Source organism: Streptomyces gobitricini, from assembly GCF_039532985.1.
Taxonomy (GTDB): Bacteria; Actinomycetota; Actinomycetes; order Streptomycetales; family Streptomycetaceae; genus Streptomyces; species Streptomyces gobitricini.
This window is the reverse complement of sequence record NZ_BAAASR010000001.1, coordinates 1-21,136: the sequence shown is the minus strand read 5'-3', so window position 1 is coordinate 21,136 and position 21,136 is coordinate 1. Positions and strand designations below refer to the sequence as shown.

At 68.6% G+C, this 21,136-nt stretch carries 15 protein-coding genes; 5 read left to right on the top strand and 10 right to left on the bottom strand.

The features are described from left to right. The first annotated feature begins 111 nt into the window (after positions 1-111). The 3 genes from ABD347_RS00075 to ABD347_RS00065 all read left to right on the top strand — a co-directional run bounded on the left by ABD347_RS00075 (position 112) and on the right by ABD347_RS00065 (position 3,225). On the top strand, positions 112-1,188 hold the full coding sequence (locus ABD347_RS00075) for a ParA family protein (RefSeq protein ID WP_344355241.1): 1,077 nt from the start codon (positions 112-114) through the stop codon (positions 1,186-1,188). Further along, entirely contained in the window at positions 1,185-2,288 is a 1,104-nt protein-coding gene (locus ABD347_RS00070) for a ParB/RepB/Spo0J family partition protein (protein WP_344354893.1), read from the top strand. The genes ABD347_RS00075 and ABD347_RS00070 overlap by 4 nt, the downstream gene beginning before the upstream one ends. 319 nt (positions 2,289-2,607) lie before the next feature. Next, entirely contained in the window at positions 2,608-3,225 is a 618-nt protein-coding gene (locus tag ABD347_RS00065) for a GNAT family N-acetyltransferase (RefSeq protein ID WP_344354891.1), read from the top strand. A gap of 81 nt (positions 3,226-3,306) precedes the next feature. Here the strand turns inward: ABD347_RS00065 and trxA are convergent, their stop codons facing one another. From trxA to ABD347_RS00030, 7 genes are all read right to left on the bottom strand, one after another. Next, entirely contained in the window at positions 3,307-3,654 is a 348-nt protein-coding gene (gene trxA / locus ABD347_RS00060; protein WP_344354888.1) for a thioredoxin, read from the bottom strand. A 45-nt stretch (positions 3,655-3,699) separates the two neighbouring features. Beyond that, the gene (trxB, locus tag ABD347_RS00055) at positions 3,700-4,674 is read right to left on the bottom strand and encodes a thioredoxin-disulfide reductase (protein ID WP_344354885.1); all 975 of its coding nucleotides are present in this window, start codon (positions 4,672-4,674) and stop codon (positions 3,700-3,702) included. A gap of 127 nt (positions 4,675-4,801) precedes the next feature. Continuing rightward, on the bottom strand, positions 4,802-5,692 hold the full coding sequence (locus ABD347_RS00050; RefSeq protein WP_344354883.1) for an anti-sigma factor: 891 nt from the start codon (positions 5,690-5,692) through the stop codon (positions 4,802-4,804). Continuing rightward, the gene (gene sigM / locus ABD347_RS00045) at positions 5,689-6,393 is read right to left on the bottom strand and encodes an RNA polymerase sigma factor SigM (protein ID WP_344354880.1); all 705 of its coding nucleotides are present in this window, start codon (positions 6,391-6,393) and stop codon (positions 5,689-5,691) included. The genes ABD347_RS00050 and sigM overlap by 4 nt, the downstream gene beginning before the upstream one ends. Positions 6,394-6,447: 54 nt before the next feature. Beyond that, positions 6,448-8,169 carry a protein kinase family protein gene (locus tag ABD347_RS00040; RefSeq protein WP_344354878.1) on the bottom strand — a complete coding sequence of 574 codons (1,722 nt, stop codon included), beginning with the start codon at positions 8,167-8,169 and terminating at the stop codon, positions 6,448-6,450. 117 nt (positions 8,170-8,286) lie between these two features. Continuing rightward, complete coding sequence (gene murJ / locus ABD347_RS00035; protein WP_344354875.1) at positions 8,287-10,461, bottom strand: murein biosynthesis integral membrane protein MurJ; 2,175 nt, start codon at positions 10,459-10,461, stop codon at positions 8,287-8,289. A 46-nt stretch (positions 10,462-10,507) separates the two neighbouring features. Then, positions 10,508-12,907, bottom strand: a complete 2,400-nt coding sequence (locus ABD347_RS00030) for a DUF6049 family protein (protein WP_344354872.1) — start codon at positions 12,905-12,907, stop codon at positions 10,508-10,510. Between the two features lie 207 nt (positions 12,908-13,114). On the opposite strand from ABD347_RS00030, the gene ABD347_RS00025 reads away from it, so the two are divergent. Further along, positions 13,115-14,581: a CCA tRNA nucleotidyltransferase gene (locus ABD347_RS00025; protein ID WP_344354870.1), complete on the top strand. Its 1,467-nt coding sequence runs from the start codon at positions 13,115-13,117 to the stop codon at positions 14,579-14,581. 100 nt (positions 14,582-14,681) lie between these two features. Here ABD347_RS00025 and ABD347_RS00020 read toward each other — a convergent pair whose 3' ends face one another. The 3 genes from ABD347_RS00020 to ABD347_RS00010 form a co-directional block, all read right to left on the bottom strand. After that, positions 14,682-15,950, bottom strand: coding sequence for an MFS transporter (locus tag ABD347_RS00020; RefSeq protein ID WP_344354867.1), 1,269 nt, complete (start codon positions 15,948-15,950; stop codon positions 14,682-14,684). A gap of 74 nt (positions 15,951-16,024) precedes the next feature. Continuing rightward, positions 16,025-17,107 carry an inositol-3-phosphate synthase gene (locus tag ABD347_RS00015; RefSeq protein WP_344354865.1) on the bottom strand — a complete coding sequence of 361 codons (1,083 nt, stop codon included), beginning with the start codon at positions 17,105-17,107 and terminating at the stop codon, positions 16,025-16,027. Positions 17,108-17,156: 49 nt separating this feature from the next. Beyond that, entirely contained in the window at positions 17,157-17,873 is a 717-nt protein-coding gene (locus tag ABD347_RS00010; protein ID WP_344354862.1) for a PadR family transcriptional regulator, read from the bottom strand. Between the two features lie 376 nt (positions 17,874-18,249). On the opposite strand from ABD347_RS00010, the gene ABD347_RS00005 reads away from it, so the two are divergent. After that, positions 18,250-20,976, top strand: a complete 2,727-nt coding sequence (locus tag ABD347_RS00005) for a transglycosylase domain-containing protein (RefSeq protein WP_344354859.1) — start codon at positions 18,250-18,252, stop codon at positions 20,974-20,976. Positions 20,977-21,136 lie beyond the last annotated feature (160 nt).

Here is a 21,136-nt window from a genome sequence, read left to right as displayed (position 1 = left end):
GCGGCTGCCACGCCGCGCGACCGTAAGCCACCCACGAGGGCTACGGAGTTGTCCACAAAGGTGGAGTTCTCCACAGAACCACGGGCCTCGCTGGTTCACGACACCGAAAGCATGGCAGGCTCTCCTCATCGCGAGCCTGAAGCCGAGGAGAGTGAATCCTTGCGGTCCGACGCCAACATCGCGGGACCGATGACCGATCCGGTCCCCGGTCCCCGTACCGAATCGGCGGGGGAGGATGTTTCACGTGAAACGCCGCCCCCGATGGACGACACCCCCATTGGTCGAGCCGCCCAACTGGCGGTAGAGGCTCTGGGCCGTGCGGGTGAGGGACTTCCCCGGCCTGAGCAGACACGCATCATGGTGGTTGCCAACCAGAAGGGCGGGGTGGGTAAGACCACCACTACGGTCAACCTCGCTGCCTCGCTGGCACTCCACGGTGCTCGCGTCCTGGTCGTCGATCTCGACCCGCAGGGCAACGCGTCCACGGCTCTGGGGATCGACCACCATGCCGACGTCCCCTCGATCTACGACGTCCTGGTGGAGAGCAAGCCGCTCTCCGATGTGGTGCAGCCGGTCCCCGATGTAGAGGGTCTGTTCTGCGCCCCGGCCACCATCGATCTCGCCGGTGCGGAGATCGAGCTGGTGTCGCTGGTGGCGCGGGAGAGCCGGCTCCAGCGAGCGATCCAGGCGTATGAGCAGCCGCTGGACTACATCCTCATCGACTGCCCGCCCTCGCTCGGCCTGCTCACGGTCAATGCCCTGGTGGCCGGCGCCGAGGTGCTCATTCCCATCCAGTGCGAGTATTACGCGCTGGAAGGCCTCGGTCAGCTGCTGAGGAACGTCGATCTGGTGCGGGGCCATCTGAACCCGGCCCTGCATGTGTCGACGATCCTCCTCACCATGTACGACGGCCGGACCCGGCTGGCATCACAGGTGGCCGAGGAGGTCCGCAGCCACTTCGGTGACGAAGTACTGCGGACCAGCATTCCGCGGTCGGTCCGTATCTCGGAGGCCCCGAGCTATGGGCAGACGGTCCTGACGTACGACCCCGGTTCCAGCGGCTCGCTGTCGTATCTCGAAGCGGCGCGCGAGATCGCATTGCGGGGCGTCGGTATCCACTACGACGCCCAGCACACCTCCGGGGGCAATCAGAACACCCAGCACAGCATGTCGGAGGGGATCCAGTGAGTGAGCGACGTAGGGGGCTGGGGCGTGGGCTCAGTGCACTGATCCCCGCCGCACCGCAGGAGCGGCAGACGACCTCGGTGGGAGTGGGATCCACCTCCCCGGGGGCGATCCCGTCGCTGGCCGCGGAGCGCGGAGTGGCGGCCGCGAAAGTGGCGACGCTGCCGCAGAGCTCGGAGCCCGTGGACAGTGAGCCTCCGGTCGCAGAGCCGGAGGTGGTCGCCGAGGCCGAGACGTCGGCCGTCGCGTACTTCGCCGAACTTCCGCTGGATGCGATCACGCCGAACCCGCGCCAACCGCGAGAGGTGTTCGACGAGGACGCCTTGGCCGAGCTGGTGACCTCCATCAGGGAGGTGGGGCTGCTCCAGCCTGTTGTCGTGCGGCAGCTGGGCCCCGAGCGCTATGAGCTCATCATGGGTGAGCGCCGCTGGCGGGCCTGCCGTGAGGCGGGCCTGGAGCACATTCCGGCGATCGTGCGTGCCACCGAGGACGAGAAGCTCCTGTTGGACGCGCTGCTGGAGAACCTGCACCGGGCGCAGCTGAACCCGGTCGAAGAGGCCATGGCATACGACCAGCTGTTGAAGGACTTCAACTGCACTCACGAGCAGCTGGCCGACCGTATCGGTCGCTCTCGGCCGCAGGTCTCCAACACGCTGCGTCTGCTGCGGCTGTCACCGACTGTCCAGCGCCGGGTGGCCGCCGGTGTGCTGTCGGCGGGGCACGCCCGGGCCCTGCTTTCGGTCGACGACCCTGAGACCCAGGAGAAGCTGGCCTACCGGATCGTGGCCGAGGGCCTCTCGGTCCGGGCGGTGGAGGAGATCGTGACGCTGATGGGCTCCGAGCCCAGCAGCCCGCCCAAGGCGAAAGGGCCGCGTGCCGGTACCCGCGTCTCGCCGGCGCTCTCGGAGCTGGCCACCCGGCTCTCCGACCGTTTCGAGACGCGGGTGAAGGTCGACCTGGGGCAGAAGAAGGGCAAGATCGTCGTCGAGTTCGCCTCGATGGAGGACCTGGAGCGGATCCTCGGCACCCTTGCTCCGGGGGAGGGCCGGGTCCTTGAGAAGGGGCTGGCGGAGGAGGACCCCGAGGACGGCGACCAGGGCTGAGCGGGGGAGCGTCCTCCCTGCTGCTCGTCAGAGGTTGGGGCGGACCGTGTGCCGGTGTTCACCGGAACACGGTCCGCCCTTTGGCCTCTTCCCGTATGCGTGTCATCACCCGATCGATACGATGCGTTCTGGTATGCGCATCCGCCTGATCCACCTCGGAGGGAGAGCCAGGCATGCGAGAGGTGAGCCGCAGCCAACTGCTGACAGCAGGACTGGGACTCGGTGCGGTCGGCGGGTTCATCGGCAGCTTGCTCCGGGAACGGAGCGTGCTGACCGCCGCTCTTGGAGCGGCAGGCCAAGGAAGTGAGGAACAGCCTTCATGGGGCGTCGGCTCGTACCGCTCACGTTGGACAACCTTCCGGATCTCCCCCAGCGGTGTCGCGCGTGCGTCTTCTGGGAGCTTGATCCGGTCAGCGGAGAAGCCGCGGTAAAAGCAGGCACTCCGGAGCTGGAGAAGGAGGCCTGGATCTCCGCCGTGCTGCTGGACTGGGGGTCCTGCGGCCGTGTGGTCTACGTGGACGACGTGCCGGTCGGGTTCGTTCTCTACGCCCCGCCTGCGTACGTACCACGCTCGACCGCCTTCCCCACGAGCCCGGTGTCCCCTGACGCGGTTCAGCTGATGACGGCCTGGATCAACCCCGGTTACCAGGGGCAGGGGCTGGGACGCGTGATGGTCCAGACGGTGGCGAAGGATCTGCTGCGCCGTGGGTTCAAAGCCATCGAGGCATTCGGCGACGCTCGGTGGAAGGAGCCGGCATGCGTGCTACCCGCGGATCACCTGCTGTCCGTGGGGTTCAAGACCGTCCGCCCGCATCCCGCGTATCCGAGGCTCCGTCTGGAGCTGCGGACGACCTTGTCCTGGAAGGAAGACGTCGAGCTGGCTCTCGATCGCTTGCTGGGAGCCGTGCAGAAGGAGCCGGCCCTACGGCCCCTGTGACGGCTGCCTGACCGTCCCCGGTATGCCGAACGGCCCACCCCGCAGGGGTGGGCCGTTCGTGTTTCACGTGAAACAGAGGTGTCAGGCCTTGGAGACCTGGTCTCCGAGGTAGGGCTCCAGGTCCCGGAGAATGGCGGCCTTCGGCTTGGCGCCGACGATGGTCTTGTCGACCTCGCCGTTCTTGTAGACGTTCAGCGTCGGAATCGACATGACACCGTACTTGGCGGCCGTGGCGGGGTTCTCGTCAATGTTGAGCTTGACGATGCTGATCTGGTCACCGTGCTCGGCGGCGATGGCCTCGAGCGACGGCGCGATCTGGCGGCACGGACCGCACCAGGCGGCCCAGAAGTCCACCAGCACGGGCTTGTCGCTCTTGAGGACGTCTTCCTCGAAGGAGTCGTCGGTCACGTTCTTCAGGTCGCCGGCCACGGCGGCCTCCTTCACTTCGCGGGGTGTGGGTGGGGAAATAAGTGATCAGACCGTGGGGGTCTTCTCCGGCTCGGCGGCCTTCTCGCCATCAGCCAGGGCCGCCAGGAAACGCTCGGCGTCCAGGGCGGCGGAGCAGCCGGTACCGGCAGCGGTGATCGCCTGACGGTAGGTGTGGTCCACGACGTCACCAGCGCCGAAGACACCGGCCAGGTTGGTGCGCGTCGAGGGCGCGTTCACCTTGAGATAGCCCTCGTCGTCCAGTTCCAACTGGCCCTTGAACAGCTCCGTGCGCGGGTCGTGGCCCACGGCGATGAAGAGACCAGTGACCGGCAGCTCGGAGGTCTCACCGCTCTTGGTGTTGCGCAGCGTCAGACCGGAGAGCTTCTGTTCACCGTGGATCGCCGCGACCTCGCTGTCCCACGCGAACTTGATCTTCGGGTCGGCGAAGGCGCGCTCCTGCATAGCCTTGGAGGCACGCAGGGTGTCCCGGCGGTGGACGATGGTGACGGACTTGGCGAACCGGGAGAGGAAGGTCGCCTCCTCCATGGCGGTGTCGCCGCCGCCCACCACGGCGATGTCCTGGTCCTTGAAGAAGAACCCGTCACAGGTCGCGCACCAGGAGACGCCCCGGCCCGAGAGCGCGTCCTCGTTCGGCAGGCCCAGCTTGCGGTGCTGGGAACCGGTCGTCACGATCACGGCCCTGGCACGGTGCACAGTGCCGGCCGTGTCCGTCACCGTCTTGATGTCACCGGTCAGGTCGACCGAGACCACATCGTCGGGGACGAGCTCGGCACCGAAGCGCTCGGCCTGGGCTCGCATGTTGTCCATCAGGTCGGGGCCCATGATCCCGTCACGGAAGCCGGGGAAGTTCTCCACGTCGGTCGTGTTCATGAGCGCACCACCAGCGGTGACGGCACCTTCGAAGACCAGCGGCTTCAGCGACGCGCGCGCCGTGTACAGCGCAGCCGTGTAGCCGGCGGGCCCGGAGCCGATGATGATCACGTTACGGACGTCGCTCACGGGTTTCTTCCTCGTCTCTGCGGACTGCCTACTGCCTACAGGGGCCGGGTCTAGGACCTCTCACCCCACCCAACGGATCCTACGGGGCATGCATTCCCGCGGTGCCCGAGCGGCACGGAGGCGCGAGTCAGGGACGAGGGTAGGCGCGCGTCAGCAGGACGTCTGCCTTGGGGTCCTCCCGCGTGGCGCAGGACGCGTCGAGGACGTACGCCTGCACTCGGGAGGGGTCCGTGGTGTGCGGCAGCACTACGAGATAAGCGGCCTTTCCCTCGTACGTGCCGGGCTGCGCGGCAAGCGCCTGGTCATCGCGGCCGGTGCCTGCCTGGATGCACGACGGGATGGTCACGGCTTCCTCGGTGGACATCATCGACGGCTTCTCGACGGAGGGGGGCTGCTTCTCGGTGCGGGCGGACTTGGGCGGCTCAGCAGTGGCCAGCAGCGCTTCGACCCGCTCTTCCACGGGCATGCCGGAGAACGCCCCCTCGTCGGGCGCGCTGACAGCCGTGTCCGCTGTCCTGGACCCGGTGGTGTCCTCCCCGGACTGAATGGTCTGGAAGAGGAGGACGCTCACGCCCATGGCCGCGGCACCGAAGACCGCGCCGAGGAGTGCGGTGCGCCGCCGACGTCGTGCGGGACGCTCGCGGCCCGGGCCAGTGGTGGCGCGTGGACGGCCGGTGGGACGGTCGTCGTGAACCGGCCCGGGGGGGAGGGGAGCGGCGGGCACTGTTTCACGTGAAACACGCTTCACCGCCGCTGATGGAGCTGTGGCATCCAGCAGTGCTTCGGCGGCCAGGGCGGCGTCGATGCGCTCGGCGATGTCGGCCGGCATCCGGGCCGGCCCGGGGAGGGTGCCCAGCAAGCCACGGATCTCTTCCAGGGAGGACCGGACATCGGCGCACAGCGCGCAGCTGTCCAGATGCGCGCGTACGTCGGCCGTCCGGGAGGGCGGCAGCAGCCCTTCCGTGAGGTCGGAGATTTCCGAGACGTCCGGGTGCTGAGTCGTGTCGGTCGTGGTCACGCGCGCCCACCTCCGCCCTTCACAGCAGCAGGATCACTCGGTCCTGCATCCCTTGGTCCCGACGCCGGTGGGACGGACGTCCCCGGCGTCCGGTTCCTTCCCCGGTCCAGGCCATCGTTATCCACCGCGTCACCGCGCAGATGAGTGAGCAGAGGAAGGAGTCGAGCCCTCCCCCGTGCACAGCGGCTCTTCACCGTCCCCGTCGGTACGTCGAGGACTCGTGCCGCCTCGGCGACCGGATAACCCTGCATGTCCACGAGGACCAGAGCGGCACGCTGATCCTCGGGGAGCTTGCCGAGCGCGGCGAACAGCTCTCGGTGGAGGTCCTGGCGCTCGGCCGGGGCTTCGGCCGACTCATGGGGCTCCAGGAGCTGCTCCAGGCGCTCGGTGTCGTCGACGGGCGACGTTCTGCGAGAGGCGGCCTTGCGAGCCCGGTCGAGGCACGCGTTCACGGTGATGCGGTGCAGCCAGGTCGTGACGGCCGATTGACCGCGGAAGGTGTGGGCGGCCCGGAAGGCGGACACCAAGGCGTCCTGGACGGCGTCAGCGGCCTCCTCGCGGTCCCCCAGCGTACGCAGGGCGACGGCCCAGAGACGGTCGCGGTGGCGGCGTACGAGCTCGCCGAAGGCGTCCGGATCGCCGGCCACATGGCGCGCCAAGAGGTCCTGGTCACTGGGTTTCTCGGATGCCCCGCTCGTCATGCCGCCCGCCTCCCCTCCACCCGTCACCGTCGGCACTCGTCGAGCCCGGAGGCGTCAACCGAGCACCTTGATGCTGGAAATGCCGCCACGGTAGCCGCCTTCGCCGTCACGCGGCAGCTCCGTGATGTGGACGAGTACGTAGCGGGTGCGGATGGGCTTGTCCACGGTGGCCTTGAGGGTGTCGCCCACTGTCTTGAGCTTGGTCAAGGGATGAGTGAAGTCCCCCGGCCCACTGGGGTCGGTCGCCCCCTCGTCGGCCGTCAGTACCTGCGCCTTCTGGCCGGAGCGATACATCGTCACGTCGACGCCCCGGACGTTCTGCACGCTGCCGAGGTCGACGATGACCCCGCTGCCCTGCTTCCGGCTGGGGTAGTTGCCGAAGTTGGCGTAGCCGAAGTACTGGGGGGTGATCCAGGCGGTGTCGGGGCTGTCGTCCACCGCGTGCGCTACCTCGTGCTCCTGTATGCCGGAACCCCCGGGCTTGTACTCACGGGCGTCGGCGATCCGCAGCGGCTGCGGAGGCTTCTGCGGCTCCTTCTGGTTCTGGCCGCCGGGAGACGTCTGGGTACCGGTCTCGCCGGTCTTGCTGTTGCTCCCCCGGTCGAGGAGCTTGTCCGCCACCTGCCAGCTGCCCAGGCCCAGGGCCGCGATGAGGAGCGCCGACACGGTCCACTTGAGGGCCTTGCCCGTACGGCTCTGCAGAGGAGGGGGCGGCATAGGCGCGGCCATCGAAGCCGAGCCGATGCGTGCCTGGGGGCGGCCGTAGTTGCCCTGTTGGTAGGTCGTGCGCTGGTACTCGAGGGGAGTCGGGAAAGTAGGCTCCGGCGGGCGGATGCGCGGCATGGCCGCGACGGCCTTGGCGAGCTCGTCGGGCGTGGTGCAGGGAGGCTCCTGGCGGGACGCGGTCGCACCGTCGTTGACCAGGGCGCGCATGGCGATCTCCGACAGGCCGCGGTGCACACCGGCACGTACCTGGTCCGGCGGGATCAGGCCAACGCCCTTGGGCAGCCCCGACAGGCCGTAGGCATCGTCCTCGTACGGCCAGCGCTTGGTCAGCGCGGCGTACAGCAGGGCGCCGATCGCCTCGGTGTCGCTGCGCTGCGGGCGGTCGGCGCTGATGCCGCGCAGTGCGGCGTTCACGGCGAGTCCGCGGATCCGGTACTGGCCGGTGGAGCTCCGCAGTACGGCGCTCGGCGTGAGCCGCAGGTGGGCGAGGCCTTCGCGGTGGGCGGCGGCCATGGCCTGGGAGACCTGGCTGACGAGTTGGTAGGCGTCGTGGGCCTCGAGCGGGCCGGCCGCAAGGAGCGCGGTGAGCTCGGTGGCGTCCGGCAACCACTCGTGGACGACGTAGACGAGGTCGTTCTCCTCGACAGCGTCCAGGACCTGGACGAAGCGGGGGTCGCCGAGGAGCGCCGAGGAGCGCGCCGCGGCCAGCACCGAGCGGGCCCTCGGGTGTTCGGCGGGGAGGATATGGACCCCGACGGCCCGGCGCAGTTTCTCGTCGACCGCGCGCCAACTGCTGAACCCGTCCAGACGGGTGACGCACTCCTCGAGCCGGTAGCGTCTGGCGAGTTTGTGGCCACTGTGGAGCTCGGGCGTCGTGATGACGGACGGCTCTCCGTCCCGCCGTTCGCCGTCGCCGTCCTGGGCGGACCGCTCCGCCGTGTCCTGCGCTTCCGCCACCCCGTCGCTCGCGGCCTTGTCCGCCTTGGCGGTCAGCGGGTCGTTACCGCTGTTGTCGGCCACGTCGACGGCAGCCGTGCTACGTTCCGCCACCGTCGTTCCTGCCTCCCCATCCGTTGCGCCACATCCAACAGCCATGCCAATTGTGCCCACACTCCGGCGCTATGCACGACACGCGGTCGCCGACGATGGTTGTGCCAGCCCTCGTTTCTAACGTCCGAGACGGCCGCGCACCATGCCGACCATGGCGTTGAGCTCCGCGATCCGCATCTTCCGTGCCGCGACGTAGAACACGCCCATCAGTACGATTCCGCCACCCACCAGTGCGACGAGCGACCCCAGGGCGCCGTCGCCGAGGACCTTGAGGATGCCGAAGCCGGTGGCGCCACCGAGGACCGCCCCGGGGACGGACGCCATGCACAGCCGGGCGTAGGTGCGTACAACGTGCGCACCGTCCAGGTCGCCGCCCAGTCGGTTGCGCAGCCGGCGCCACGCGACCCCGACACCGACGGCGTACGCCAGACCGTAGGAGGCGGCCATGCCGACGACGGCCCACTCGGCGGGCAGGAGGAAGTAGCAGGCCGCTGCCGCCGCGGCGTTGACGGCGGCCACGATCACGGTGTTGTAGAAGGGCGTACGGGTGTCCTCGTAGGCGTAGAAGCCGCGGAGGACGACGTACTGCACCGAGTAGGGGATCAGGCCGAGGCCGAAGGCCATCAGGATGAAGCCCATGCTCCGGGCGGCCTCGATCCCGCTGGATGCGTACAGCAGCGTGCACATGGGGACGCCGAGGGCCAGGAACGTGAAGGCGACGGGCACGATCGCGACGGCGGAGTTCCTCAGCCCCTGGGAGATGTCGTCACGGACGGCGCCCGGGTCGTTGTCGTGGGCGGCGCGTGAGATACGCGGCAGCAGTGCGGCCATGACCGAGACGGTGATGATGGCCTGCGGCATGCCCCAGATGAGCTGGGCGTTGGTGTACGCGAGGAAGCCGGCGCCGTCCTGGCCGGAGGCCTTGCCCGCCGCCGTGGCCAGCTGGGTCACGACGACGACACCGGCCTGGTTGGCGAGGACGAACAGGACGGTCCACTTGGCGAGCCTGACCGTCTTGCCGAGTCCGTGGCCCTTCCAGTCGAAGCGGGGGCGGAACCGGAAGCCGGCCTCGCGCAGGTACGGGATCATCGCCAACGACTGGACCACCAGGCCGATCAGCGTGCCGATGCCCAGCAGGCGCACCCCCTCGTCGGGGATGGTCGTGACGCCCATCTCGCTCTCGGCGGCGGATCCGTAGACCCAGATGAACATGGAGAAGGTGAAGATCACGACGATGTTGTTGAGGACCGGGGTCCACATCATCGCGCCGAACCGGCCCCGGGCGTTGAGGATCTGACCCATCACCACGTGCACGCCCATGAAGAAGATCGTGGGCAGGCAGAAGCGTGCGAAGGTGACGGCCACGCCGTTCGCGGCCGCGTCGCTGGCGATCGTGTCCGACATCGCCCGGATCAGCAGCGGGGCGCCGAACACCGCGATGGTGACGATCAGGCCCAGTGCGACCATCACCAGGGTCAGCAGCCGGTTGGCGTAGGCCTCGCCGCCGTCCTCGTCGTTCTTCATCGAGCGGACGAGCTGTGGGACGAAGACCGAGTTGAGGCCGCCACCGACAGTCAGGATGTAGATCATCGTGGGCAGGGTGGCCGCGACGGTGTAGGTGTCACCCAGCAGTGCGGCGCCCAGGGCGCCGGTGATCACCAGGCTGCGTACGAAGCCGGTGAGCCGGGAGACCAGCGTGCCGGCCGCCATTACGGCGCTCGACTTCAGCAGACCGGAGGCCCGGCCCCCGGACTTCTTCGGGGCGGGCGCGGCCGCGGGCGCCGGTTCGGGCTCCTGGGGGGCGGGTGGCTGCCCGTGAGCCTGCTGATCCCGGTAGAGGTGGGCGAAAGCATCCGGCTCGGGCTGTTCCTCGGCGGCGTGCGTGACGAGGTCGTCGACTCCGGTGAACTGAACGGTCCGGGCGTCGTCGCCATAGGGAAGGTGGCGGGACGGCCCGTCGGGCTCGGGTGGCGGAGTCTGCGCCCAGACCCGCGGGTCCGGGGCGTACTGCGGCGCGGCGGGCTGCTCGTAGAGCGGCGGCGGCTCCTCGTAGGTGCCCGGCGGCGGTGGGGGGTGCGCCGCTCTGTCGTAGAGCGCCTCGCCGACCGGGTCCTGCGCGGCGAGGTCGTGCCTGCCGTACGGATCCTGCTCGTAGGCGTGCTGGACGTACGGATCCGGGGAGGGCGGCGCCGCCGGGGGCGGGACTTGGCCCGCTGCGGGGAACGTCTCGCCGGAAGGCGCGCTGCCGCCGCCCGCGCCTTGACCACGGTCACCGTCGTACGGCGCGTTCATGGTTTACCCCACCTCATCGTCCCCGGCCGACCGGCCACGACATCGATCAACGGTCCACTTTCTCACCCTGGCCCGACGGGTCGGTGCTTTGCGCTCCGGTGTCCGGCGTCGGGTCACTCGGCTGCTCGGAATCACCGCTCCGCGCAGCCGCACCGCCCGCCCGGTGGTCCGTCTCCGTGCCGGTGTCCGGTTGTGCCTCGGCGTCCGGCTCGTCACCCGGCTCCTCACCCGGATTGTCACCTGAATCGTCACCCGGGTCGCCCACGTCCGTCGCGCGCGCCGCGGCGCGCTTGCGGTGGGTGTACATCCTGATGCCGGCCAGAGCGAGCAGCAGGAAGCCACCGGCGATCACCAGCATCACCGTCGGCGTGATCTCGGAGACCTTCACGGTGAAGGTCATCGGTTTGCCGTACGGCTTGCCGTCCTCCGTGTACAGCTGGGCCGTCATCGGGACCGGACCGTTGGCGTTGGCGGACGCCGTGAACTTGACCGACTGGCTGTGCCCGCCGGCGATCTTCACCGGCAGCTCGGCCACGGCGCCGTCGCCGTTCAGCTTCAGACGGGTCGGTTTGGTCGATGTCAGGCGCAGCACCAGGTGCTCGACGTCCTGAAGCAGCTGGTTCTGCACCGTGACCGGGATGGTGGCGCTGCGGCCCGACAGGGTGAGGTCGGACTTCTCGATCAACTGGACCTCGGAGGTGAGGTCCCGCAGATGGGCCTGCACGCTCTGCCGGTACGCCGACGCCGGCTCCGCGCGGCCGCGCCAGGACGTCGACATCTCCCGGTTGATCGCGTTTCCGAAGGGCGTCACCACCCGCGACGCCATCGTCAGGATGACCTTGAACTTGTCCAGGGTGTCCTTGGTGGTCTTCATGTCCTGGAAAGCCTTGACGGGCAGCTCCTGCTTGCGGAGCTTGGCCGGGTACTTCCTGGCGCCCGGGACCTTCGTCGTGGCCCGGTCGTCCGGCTTGGCCGCGGCTGCCGTGAGCAGGTCGCTGGGCTGCGTCCAGCGCTGGGCGGACAGGGCGCGCAGTGCGGCGGCCATCGACTGGGCCTGTGCCGCGGTCGGCATCCGCTGCGGGGCCACCACGATGCTGCGCAGCTTGCCCGGCTGCTGCTGGGTCACCGCAAGGGTCTGCGCGAGGAACTGCTGGACGGCCAGAGTGGAGTCGCCCGCCCGAGCCATGTCGCCCTGGAAAGCCGTGGACAGTGACGCGTCGGCCACGACGGCCGTGGTTCCGCCGCCGATGGGCCGGGCGGCGTTGGGCGTGTACGGCAGCTCGTCCCGGATGCTGTCGTTACGGGCGATCACCTTGTCGGCCCCGGCGGAGGTGGCGACGTCGATGATCGACGGGTCGACCGCTCCGTCGACCGGCCAGGCGAAGTCGACGGACGGCTTCACATGGAGGATGGTCTCGACCGTGCTCTCGGCCACTTCGGTGGCCGGCTGGAGATGGCTGAGCGAGCCGGATACATCCTTGCCGCGGTGGGCGAGGGACGCCAGGTCGGGGTCGGCGTAAGGCAACGCCACCACCTGGTCACCCTGCACGGCCTTGTCCAGACTGTTCAGCCACTGCTTGGCGATGGTCTGGTTCTTGCCGGGCACCCGTTCGGTGCCGTCCTTGACCTGGTAGTTCCGGGTCATCGCATCGACGGTGGCGAGCAGGTCAGGGTCGACCACCCAGGTGACGGGGAGTTCGGCGCCGAGCGCGACGAGCCGCTCCAGCCGTCCGCCGGGGGCGAGCTCCGCGGCCAGGTCGTCGTCCTCGAACACCGGTGTCTGCTGGTCGTCCGAGCCGGTCTCCGCGGACAGGTGCGTCGAGGAGATCAACGGCCAGAGATAGGTGACCTGGGTCTTCTTCTCGGTGGCCTCGGGCTGCCACGGCAGGAGGGTTCGCTCGATCCCCAGCACCTGGTCGTAGCGGGTGTTCGCCGTCCGGCCCGTGAGGGAGACCCCGAGCTGGTAGACCCCCTCGTCGTCGAGGCCCAGCTTCTCTACCGGCACGGCGATGCTGAAGTCCTCGCTGATGCCGGCCGGGAGCTTCGGGATCTTGATGCTGTACGGACCACCGAGTGCCGCCCCGTCATCACCCGGAGCGAAGCCGGAACGCTTGGCCACCGCGTCGATCTCACCCCGGTTGGCCATACGGGGCCCCAGGCGCACGTCGACCTGCGCCGCGCTCACCGTCTCCTTGCCCTCGTTGGTCACCGTGCCGCTGATCGTGAGGGTGTCCCCCTCGACCGGCGTGGTGGGCGACAGCGTGTTCAGGGACACATCGACGGTCCTGGACGGGGAAGCCTTCTCGGCGGCGGACGCGGGAGGTGTGGAGGGGACGTACAGCAGGCCCGCCAGGAGCGGCACACTCACGAGGCCGGAGGCCGCACGCCGTAGCCACCGCCGGGCAGGAGAGCGACTCGTGCTCTGGAAGTCTGCCGCCTCGGCCACGCGCTCGCCCGTCCTCGTCGTCTGTTGCCGTTGGTGGTTCGTCGGTTTCTGCGTCCACGCATGGTAACGAGGAGCGCCGGGGCTAAGTGCCGCGGACTGCTCCACATGATCGGGCACGTACGGGTCCGCTGGGCGCGGAAGCAGGCGCCCGGATGCCGCTGGAAACCGGGACGCCGCCCAGGGCCGGGACACGTACCCTTTTCTGTTGTGCCGAACGCCAACGAAGACAACCCGACTGCACTGAGCCAGGTGCAACACCGCGCGGTCAGTGAACTACTGTGCGTGTCGCCCGTAGCCGATGATCTCGCCCGCCGATTTCAGGAGGCCGGGTTCAGCCTCGCCCTGGTCGGCGGATCGGTACGGGACGCACTGCTCGGCCGGCTCGGCAATGACCTGGACTTCACCACCGACGCGCGGCCCGAGGACGTGCTGAAGATCGTCCGGCCATGGGCCGACGCGGTGTGGGAGGTGGGGATCGCCTTCGGCACGGTGGGTGTGCAGAAGGCCGCCCGCGGCGGTGACGCCGAGCAGATCTTCCAGATCGAGATCACGACCTACCGCTCCGAGGCGTACGACAGGACCTCCCGCAAACCGGAGGTGTCCTACGGTGACTCCATCGAGGAGGACCTGGTCCGCCGGGACTTCACCGTCAACGCGATGGCCGTCGCCCTGCCCGAGAAGGAGTTCATCGATCCACACGGCGGGCTGGAGGATCTGGCCGAGCGCGTTCTGCGGACGCCGGGAACGCCGGAGGATTCCTTCTCCGACGATCCGCTGCGCATGATGCGCGCGGCGCGCTTCGCCGCGCAGCTCGACTTCGAGGTCGCTCCTGACGTCGTGGACGCGATGAAGCGGATGGCCGAGCGGATCGACATCGTCTCCGCCGAGCGGGTACGGGATGAATTCAACAAGCTGATCCTTTCCACGAACCCGCGCAAGGGCCTGGGGCTACTGGTCGACAGCGGTCTTGCTCAGCGTGTGCTGCCCGAGTTGCCCGCGCTGCGGCTCGAAAGCGATGAGCACCACCGGCACAAGGATGTCTACGAGCACTCGCTCACCGTGCTGGAGCAGGCCATCGACCTCGAAGAGGACGGCCCCGACCTGGTGCTCCGACTGGCAGCGCTCCTGCACGACATCGGCAAGCCGCGTACGCGCCGTTTCGAGGCGGACGGACGGGTCTCCTTCCACCACCACGAGGTGGTCGGCGCGAAGATGACCAAGAAGCGCATGGTCGCGCTCAAGTACTCCAACGAGATGGTCAAGGACGTCTCGCGGCTGGTGGAGCTGCACCTGCGCTTCCACGGGTACGGCACCGGCGAGTGGACCGACTCCGCCGTACGCCGCTATGTGCGTGACGCGGGACCGCTGCTGAGTCGTCTGCACAAGCTGACCCGCTCGGACTGCACCACCCGGAACAAACGCAAGGCAGCCGCTCTCTCCCGTGCCTATGACGGGCTGGAGGAGCGCATCGCGAAGCTGCAGGAACAGGAGGAGCTGGACGCCATCCGGCCCGACCTGGATGGCAATCAGATCCAGGAGGTGCTCGGCATCGGCCCCGGGCCGTCCGTGGGCAAGGCGTACAAGTTCCTCCTGGAGCTGCGCCTGGAGAACGGACCGATGGAGCACGGTGACGCCGCTGCCGCGCTCAAGGAGTGGTGGGCCGCTCAGAGCTGAGAGCGCGAAGCGAGATCGCGTTTCACGTGAAACACGATCTCGCTTCGGAGCAGGCCGCTGCGGTGCGATGTTTCACGTGAAACAGCGCACCGCCCAGTGGTCAGAGCAGGGCGTCCCTGCGCCTCCAGCGCAGCAGTGCGGCGGCGACGCCGGCGTACAGCACGGCGACCATGACGACCAGCTGCACCGATCGGCCGTCCGGGGGCAGCATCAGGGCGGAGATGCCGGCCGCGCCGACGAAGGCCGCGTTGTAGAAGACGTCGTACAGCGAGAAGATCCGCCCCCGGTAGGCGTCATCCACCGCGAGCTGCACCACCGTGTCCGTGGCGATCTTGGAGCCCTGGGTGACCAGACCGAGCACGAAGGCGGCGACGAGTATGGGCGCCGGCGCGAAGAACAGTCCCAGAGCCGGCACCAGCACGGACGCCGACGCGGCGCACACCACCATCCAGCCGCCCTGTCCCAGCTGCCCGACCGCCCAGGGGGACAGCACGGCGGCTGCGAAGAACCCGGCCCCCGAGGCGCCGACGGCAAGCCCCAGCAGGGCGAGGCCTTCCGACTCGGTCGACGACCAGGCGTACCGGCAGAGCATCAGCACCATCACAGTCAGTGCGCCGTAGCAGAAGCGCATCACCGTCATCGCCGTAAGCACCCGGGCCGCCGCTCGTCGCCGGCCGAGGTGGCGCACCCCGCTGATCAGCCCCTTGGCCGTGGAGGCCAGGGCGACTCCCAGCCGCGGCTGCACCTCGTCCGGGTCGGGGCCGAGCAGCTCGCGACCCATGCGCAGGGAGGCGAAGGCGGAACAGAGATAGAGGCCGGCGCCCAGCAGCACCACCGCGGCGTCGGAACCGGAGCCCACGAGCCGCACGGCGAAGGCGAGACCGCCGCCCGCGGTCGCGGCGAGTGTGCCGGCGGTGGGCGAGAGCGAGTTGGCCATCACGAGCCGTTCGGAGTCCACGACCCGGGGCAGGGCGGCCGAGAGCCCGGCGAGGACGAACCGGTTGACGGCCGTAACGCAGAGCGCCGACGTGTAGAAGAGCCAGTCGGGCACAGAGGCCAGGATCAGGATCGCCGTACCGGCGGCGAGCAGGGCGCGCAGGAGATTGCCGTAGAGGAAGACCTGGCGGCGCTGCCAGCGGTCGAGCAGGACACCCGCGAACGGACCGACCAGCGAGTACGGCAGCAACAGGACCGCCATGGCGGAGGCGATCGCAGCGGGAGAGGTCTGCTTCTCGGGGGAGAAGACGACATACGTGGCGAGCGCGACCTGATAGACGCCATCGGCGCACTGGGAGAGCAGTCGTACGGCCAGGAGGCGACGGAAGTCGGTCAGGCGCACGAGTACGCGCAGATCACGTACGACAGGCATGGCAGCAAGGGTCACATACGCCGAAGGCCCCCGGGCAGATGCCACGGGGACCTTCGGCGAGTGGGGCCGAGCCTTTAGCGCTCGACCTCGCCCTTGATGAACTTCTCGACGCTCGTACGGGCCTCGTCGTCGAAGTACTGGACCGGCGGGGACTTCATGAAGTACGAGGACGCGGAGAGGATCGGGCCACCGATGCCCCGGTCCTTGGCGATCTTCGCGGCGCGCAGGGCGTCGATGATGACACCCGCCGAGTTCGGGGAGTCCCAGACCTCGAGCTTGTACTCAAGGCTCAGCGGGACGTCACCGAAGGCACGGCCCTCGAGGCGGACATAGGCCCACTTGCGGTCGTCCAGCCACGCCACGTAGTCCGAGGGGCCGATGTGGACGTTGTTCTCGCCGAGGTCCCGGTCGGGGATCTGCGAGGTGACGGCCTGCGTCTTGGAGATCTTCTTGGACTCCAGGCGCTCGCGCTCGAGCATGTTCTTGAAGTCCATGTTGCCGCCGACGTTCAGCTGCATCGTGCGGTCCAGGATGACACCCCGGTCCTCGAACAACTTCGCCATGACGCGGTGCGTGATGGTTGCGCCGACCTGCGACTTGATGTCGTCACCGACGATCGGGACGCCGGCCTCGGTGAACTTGTCCGCCCACTCCTTGGTACCGGCGATGAAGACCGGGAGGGCGTTGACGAAGGCGACCTTGGCGTCGATGGCGCACTGGGCGTAGAACTTCGCGGCGTCCTCGGAGCCGACGGGCAGGTAACAGACGAGGACGTCGACCTGCCTGTCCTTGAGGATCTGGACGATGTCGACCGGGGCCTCGGAGGACTCCTCGATGGTCTGGCGGTAGTACTTGCCCAGGCCGTCCAGGGTGTGGCCGCGCTGGACGGTCACGCCCGTCGACGGCACGTCGCAGATCTTGATGGTGTTGTTCTCGCTGGCGCCGATGGCGTCCGCGAGGTCAAGACCCACCTTCTTCGCGTCCACGTCGAAGGCGGCCACGAACTCGACGTCCCGGACGTGGTACTCGCCGAACTGCACGTGCATCAGACCCGGCACCTTGGCCGCCGGGTCGGCGTCCTTGTAGTACTCGACGCCCTGCACGAGCGAGGCGGCGCAGTTGCCCACGCCGACGATGGCTACGCGAACCGAACCCATTCCGGTTGCTCCCTGTGTTGATCTTCGAAGCCCTGCGGGTCGCAGAGCCTCACTTTGCGGTGTCGTCGGACGGATCCGGCCGGGTACTGCCCCCGTGCCGGGGCAGGCCGCCCGTTTCTCCAGATGTGTCGTCCTGCTGAGCGTCGGCGGAGCCCTCGGGGGCCTGGCCGGCCCTCGGGGTCCCGGGGCCGGACCGTCGCTGGTCCCGTCCTGCCCGCTCGCTCTCGATGAGCTCGTTCAGCCAGCGCACTTCGCGCTCCACGGACTCCATGCCGTGGCGTTGCAGCTCGAGCGTGTAGTCGTCCAGGCGCTCCCGCGTACGGGCGAGGGAGGCGCGCATCTTCTCCAGGCGCTCCTCCAGGCGGCTGCGCCGGCCTTCCAGTACCCGCATGCGCACCTCGCGCTCCGTCTGGCCGAAGAAGGCGAAACGGGCGGCGAAGTGTTCGTCCTCCCAGGAGTCCGGTCCGGTGTGGGACAGGAGCTCTTCGAAATGCTCCTTTCCCTCGGCCGTCAGCCGGTAGACGATCTTGGCGCGGCGCCCCGCGAGGGAGGCGGCGAGGGCATCCTCGGGGGCGCTGCCCGGCTCCTCGATCAACCAGCCGTTTGCGACCAGCGTCTTGAGGCAGGGGTAGAGGGTCCCGTAACTGAAGGCCCGGAAGATCCCCAGCGACGTGTTGAGCCGCTTGCGCAGCTCGTAGCCGTGCATCGGAGCTTCGCGGAGCAGGCCGAGGACGGCGAACTCGAGGATGCCGGAGCGTCTGCTCATCCGTTCGCCTCCTCCGCCTTCGCCGGCTCGTGCGCCGGGACTCTTATGCCGTGCTGATGTATCGGCTCGATACATCCTGACGATAGAACGGCCCGGCAGCCCCGACAAGGGCAGCTAGGGTGAGCGGCGTCACATACTCAATTCGCAGTAAGCGACTTGCCTGATTTGGGATGAACTTCGGTCCTCAGGGGTTTTTGACCGTGCGTAGTCTGTGCGGCATGCACACCAGTGGGAACCATGCGGCGCCAGTAGGCGTCCTCGTTCTGAGTGCATCGCGGATGAGCCCCGGCCAGGGCTGGTCCGTAACCATTTCGGGGGGACCGGAACTCAGCTGCCGCTTCCAGGCGTACTCGCCTGCCCGAGGAGTAGTCGTTCGATGAGCGAGCACCGTCGCAAACCGCCGCAGCCGCAGGGTGGCGGACGTGCCGCGGCCAGGCGAGCCGCCCAGCAGCCCTCAGGCCGCAGGGCGGCTCAGGCGCGGGGAACCAGTACAGGATCTCCTGCCGCCCCGCACGGCGGCGGCGGTGAGGAGCGGGCGTACGGCAGTCGCGCCGAGGCTCGTCGGGCCGCCCAGCGCGGGGGGCGCCGGCGCGGTGCCGAGAGCGCCGCCGGAGCCGCGGCGGGGCGTGGCGCACGCGGAGGGCAGCCGGGCGCCAAGCGGCTGATCGACTACCCGCGCCACGACAAGTACGGGTGGCGTCGCTGGGTGCCGTCCTGGAAGCTCGTCGGCGGACTGTCCCTGGGGTTCGCGGCCACGATCCTGGGCGCTTCGGCGGTGGTGTACTCCATGGTGGAGGTACCGGACCCCGTCAAGATCGCCACGGCTCAGAACAACGTCTACTACTACGAAGACGGCACGCAGATGGCCGCCACGGGTGGAGAGATCAACCGCCAGATCATCAGCATCAAGACGATCCCCGATGACATGGAAAACGCGGTGATCTCCGCCGAGAACAAGACGTTCCGGGATGACAAGGGCATCGACCCCAAGGGCATCGGCCGTGCACTGGTCAACATGGCTCTGGGCGAGCAGACCCAGGGCGGTTCCACCATCACCCAGCAGTACGTGAAGAACGCCATGCTGGACGACCAGAGCCAGACCGTGAGCCGCAAGCTCAAGGAGCTGTTCATCTCCTTGAAGGCCGGCCAGGAGGTCGACAAGGACGAGGTGATGGCGGGCTACCTGAACACCTCCTACTACGGGCGCGGCGCTTACGGGATCCAGGCGGCGGCACGGACGTACTACGACAAGGACGCCGAAGACCTCAACGCCAGCGAGTGCGCGTTTCTCGCGGCGGTGCTCAAGGGCGCCACGTACTTCGACCCCGCGGGTTCCGTCGACATCGATCCCAAGGCCACACCGGCGGCCAACACCGAAGCAGCCACCAAGCGGTGGAAGTGGATCCTCGACGAAATGGTCAAGGACGGGCACCTGAAGGCCGATGTGCGGGCCAAGTACACGTCGTTCCCGATGCCCGACCAGCCGAAGAAGGAAGCGCGGCTCGGTGGTCAGGTGGGGTACATGGTCGACCTGGCCAAGGCGTACTTCATCAACAACAACGACTTGGGCATCACGGCCAAGGACCTCGCCCTGGGGGGGTACGAGATCCACACGACCTTCGACAGGAAGAAGGTCGAAGCGCTGAAGAATGCCGTAGAGAAGGTCGAGAAGGCCCACATCGATCCCGTGAAGCGGCCGGAGACGGACACCCACGTCCAGTTCGGCGGTGCCTCGGTCGATCCGGGTACCGGCGCGATCGTCGCCATCTACGGCGGCTCCGACGCCACCAAGCACTTCACCAACAACGCCGACCAGACGGGTGCCCAGGTCGGTTCGACGTTCAAGCCCTTCGTGCTGGCCGCGGCCATGGAGTACGGCGTCCGGGACCCCGGCGGCGAGCCGGTGCAGGGGCCGGACCAGCGGCGGACGGTCGACCCGGACAAGACGTACTACAACGGCAAGAACAAGCTCACGATCAAGAAGTACGACGGCAGCGTCTGGCACAACGAGGACGGTGAGGAGTGGCAGCAGGTCAACGACGGTGACAAGGACTACGGCGACATCAACCTCCGCGAGGCGATGATCCACTCCGCCAACTCGCCCTTCGTGCAGCTGGGCATGGACGTCGGCATCCCTGAGGTCAGGGAGGTGGCGATCGCCGCGGGGCTGCGCAAGGAGAGCCTCGTCGAGGCGAACGTGCCCTCCTTCTCCATCGGTATCTCCGATCCGAGCGCCATCCGTATGGCGGGCGCCTACGCCACCTTCGCCGCCAACGGCAAGCAGCGCGAACCGTACTCGGTGAAGGAGGTCAAGGAGGAAGGTGAGGTCATCTTCAAGCACGAGGTCAAGACCGAGCAGGCCTTCTCCTCCGCCATCGCCAGCAACATCACCGACGTCCTCAGGGACGTCGTCGAGCACCCCGAGGGCACCGGCAACAACGCGGCCATCCCGGGGCGTCAGGTGGCCGGCAAGACCGGTACCACCGACGGCAACAAGTCCGCCTGGTTCGTCGGTTACACGCCGCAGCTGGCCACGGCCATCGACATGTACCGGATGGACGACAACGCGGCGAACAAGAACCGCGGGTTCCTCGAGATGTACGGCACGGGTGACCAGAAGAAGATCCACGGTTCGTCGTTCCCGTCCGAGATCTGGCAGAAGTACATGTCGGCGGCGCTCAAGGGCGCCGAGGTGATCCCCTTCCCCGAGCCGGAGAAGCTCGAGGCCGACACCGTGTACGGCGGCGGCGCCAAGAGCCCCGAGCCCACCCCCTCGGACTCGCCGTCGTCGTCGCCGACACCGTCGCAGACGCCGTCCCAGAGCCCGTCGCCCACCCCGTCGAAGTCGGAGAGCTCCAAGCCCGCGGAGCCGTCGTGCGGGCCGTTCGACTGGGACTGCAACAGCGACGACGGAGGCCAGAACGGCGGTCAGAACGGCGGTCAGGACGGCGGCCCGGAGGGCGGCGGAGGAACCGACACCGGCGGCACGGACGAGGGCGGTACCACCGGCGGTATCAGTCCCAGTCCCTCGGTCTCCACCGGCGGCACCACCAACGGCAATGGCAACGGCAACGGAGGCTGGTTCGGCGGAACGGAGGGCTAGCGCCCGGCGTTCCCCACCGCCGCCCGCGAGCGCGCGGGCCGAGGGCCGCCGCATCCGGTACGTACAGCGCGTGCGTACACCGGACGCGGCGCCCCTCGCCGTTGTCCACAGCCCGTTGTCCACAGGCCGCGCCCGCCCACAGCGCCGTACGGCAGGATGT

Bases quoted from the DNA above. Each gene is read 5' to 3' on its own strand.
- ABD347_RS00075 (WP_344355241.1), top strand. From the start codon at position 112: ATGGCAGGCTCTCCTCATCGCGAGCCTGAAGCCGAGGAGAGTGAATCC.
- ABD347_RS00065 (WP_344354891.1), top strand. From the start codon at position 2,608: ATGGGGCGTCGGCTCGTACCGCTCACGTTGGACAACCTTCCGGATCTC.
- sigM (WP_344354880.1), bottom strand. From the start codon at position 6,393: ATGACGAGCGGGGCATCCGAGAAACCCAGTGACCAGGACCTCTTGGCG.
- murJ (WP_344354875.1), bottom strand. From the start codon at position 10,461: ATGAACGCGCCGTACGACGGTGACCGTGGTCAAGGCGCGGGCGGCGGC.
- ABD347_RS00020 (WP_344354867.1), bottom strand. From the start codon at position 15,950: ATGCCTGTCGTACGTGATCTGCGCGTACTCGTGCGCCTGACCGACTTC.
- ABD347_RS00015 (WP_344354865.1), bottom strand. From the start codon at position 17,107: ATGGGTTCGGTTCGCGTAGCCATCGTCGGCGTGGGCAACTGCGCCGCC.
- ABD347_RS00010 (WP_344354862.1), bottom strand. From the start codon at position 17,873: ATGAGCAGACGCTCCGGCATCCTCGAGTTCGCCGTCCTCGGCCTGCTC.
- ABD347_RS00005 (WP_344354859.1), top strand. From the start codon at position 18,250: ATGAGCGAGCACCGTCGCAAACCGCCGCAGCCGCAGGGTGGCGGACGT.